Origin of the sequence: Nostoc sp. NMS7 (assembly GCF_017115085.1) — a bacterium.
Classification (GTDB): Bacteria; Cyanobacteriota; Cyanobacteriia; order Cyanobacteriales; family Nostocaceae; genus Nostoc.
The window spans coordinates 1-2,662 of the sequence record NZ_JABXKJ010000214.1; the positions used below are offsets into that span (position 1 = coordinate 1).

Here is a 2,662-nt window from a genome sequence, read left to right on the forward strand (position 1 = left end):
CTGCAAAACTTGCAATCCAGTATTTATTGCTTTTAATAGCTGGTTCTGCGCGATGTCGGTTTGAATTTTGACTTCGTAAACTTTCACGATGTCGAGAATAGTCTTAGCTTCTTGTAGAACGATCGCTACCCAGGATTCTACCTGTTCAAAATTGCCACACAAGTACTCAATTTCTGTTGTTTCTAAATATAAATCTAATGTCAGGTCATAGTTGGTTTGCCAGCTAGAAGCTGCTAGCCAAACTCTTGCTGTAGCTAAATATTTTTTCGCCATACTATAGGCGATCGCAGCCTTTGCTTTCTGTCCTGCGATTAAATTTAATCTCGCAATTTCATTGCGTTCTGATTGATCTGCGACAAGCTCAATTCCATGATTCAGATGATCGACAATTTCAAACAGTCGGTCTGATAGTCTCTCTAGCAAAGTTTTTCCGAGGAGATTGCGACCAATTTGTAAATGAACAACTTGTTTGTGCGACTCATCGATTAAGGTGTATGAGGCTTGCTGCACGCGATCGTGCAAGAACTTATACTCTTGAATTAACAAGTTTTCATCTAATTCAGATAATGGTTGAATTAATCCAACTTCTATGGCTGTTAGTAAATCTTGAAAAACCGTTTCAGGTGGTTTTCCACAAACAATCGATAGAGTATCTAAATTAAATTCAGCGCCGACGCAAGCAGCTAACCGGAGAATTTGCTGTGTATTCTCTGGCAGTTTCTTCAACTTGTGAAGCATCAACTCCACAACATTATCAGTGATATCTTGGGCTTGGATCTGAGCTATGTTCCACTGCCAGCTTAAGTATTGTGCATCAAAGGTCAATAAATTTTCACTATGCAGCATTCTCAAAAATTCACTGATAAAGAAGGGATTGCCCTCAGTTTTACGCAACACCAACTCAGCTAAGGGACGAACGGTGTCTGCATTCCGATGTAGCGTCTCGGCAATCAACTGACTCAACGGCAAGAGCGTTAAGGGTGCTAAGATAATTTCCTGAAGCACTGCCCCTTGTTTTCGCAGTCTCTCTAGCATTAATGCTAATGGATGCGTTGGATTTACTTCATTATCTCGATAGGCTCCAATCAAAAATAGTGATTTGGTTTGCTCATCGAGGAGCATCAACTCGATTAACTTCAGCGTTGCTGAGTCTATCCACTGCAAATCATCTAAGAAGATCACCAGGGGATGTGATTCTGAACAAAACACCCGCACAAACTGCCCAAAGATTCTGTGAAAGCGATTTTGAGCTTCAGTTGCTCCAACGGATGGTACAGGCGACTGCTTGCCGATAATTAGTTCAACTTCGGGGATGACATCAATGATGATTTGTGCGTTGTTTCCCAAAGCTGTAAGTAAGAGCGATCGCCACTGTTGCACTTGTTCGTCAGGTTCACTGAGCAATTGCTGCACTAATTTTTGCAGGGCATGGGCGATCGCGCTGTAGGGAATATTGCGCCCAAACTGATCAAATTTACCAGAGATAAAATAACCACGCTTTTGGGTAATTGGTTTATAGATTTCCTGCACTAACGCAGATTTCCCAATTCCAGCATAGCCAGATACCAACATCATTTCGACTTGGAATTTTGGGTTGCCTCTTTGTTCCCTTTGTGAAGTTGTTTCTAAATTATTTGGTAAAGCAGCGACGCGGTTTGACTCTGGACAAGCTACGCGATTGTCCTCCGGACACGCTACGCGAACAAACGCTGCCAGTAACATTGCAACTTCCTTGTCCCGTCCATACAGTTTTTGAGGAATTTGAAACTGCTCAGAAATGTCTTGAAGTGCCAGTTGAATATTAGAGATTTGACCGATTTTTGCTAATTGATCGGCACAGATTTCTAAATCCGCTTTGATGCTCCAAGCACTCTGATAGCGATTTTCAGCATTTTTCGCCATCAGTTTGAGAATGATATCTGAAACTGGCTTAGGAATCGTCGTATTTATTTCATGAGGCGAAACAGGCTGTTTAGCTATATGACAGTGGACTAGCTCAAGCATGTCCACTGTGGGAAACGGCAGATGTCCAGTTAGCAGTTCGTAGAACGTCACACCAAGGGAGTAAAAATCGGTGCGGTAATCGAGTAAACGGTTCATCCGCCCGGTTTGCTCTGGAGATAGGTATGCGAGTGTCCCTTCTAAAACATGAGGACTTTTGAAAGTCGGATTCGTGCGGTTAAATTGGGTGGCAATTCCAAAGTCAATAATTTTGACAACGCCAGTATCCAGATTGAGAACTATTTTTCCAGGGTTGATATCTTTATGAATGACATTGGCTGCATGGATTCTGCCTAGAATATCGCAAATAATGATTGCAAGACTTAGAAAAGTCGATAAAGGTATGGGGCAAAAGATATCTGGACGCTTGTGCATCCATTGCTCTAAGGACTCTGCCCCAAAATCTTCTAAGAGAATCACCAGAGTGCGTTGATAGTCCTGCTGGCTGTATGCCTTGATAACTCCTTCCAGATTGAGGGAACGGGTAATTTTATATTCCTGTCTGTAGCGGGTTAGTTCTTGAGGTGAGGGATAATCAAGCTTTAGCATTTTTACGATGATCCCTACTCCATCGTCTCTGATGCCTCGATACACTAGAGAATTAGAACTTTCGTATATCTTGTCTTGGATGGCAATACCAGTTAGAGCAATCATAGAGCAA

The 2,662-nt window shown here is 42.2% G+C and carries 1 protein-coding gene; it reads right to left on the bottom strand.

Features of this window, described 5'->3' with window-relative positions; translation table 11 throughout:
• A partial coding sequence (locus tag HWQ38_RS25605; RefSeq protein WP_292799186.1) for a serine/threonine-protein kinase PknK occupies window positions 1-2,655 on the bottom strand: 2,655 nt, incomplete at its 3' end.
• Between the last annotated feature and the right edge of the window lie 7 nt (window positions 2,656-2,662).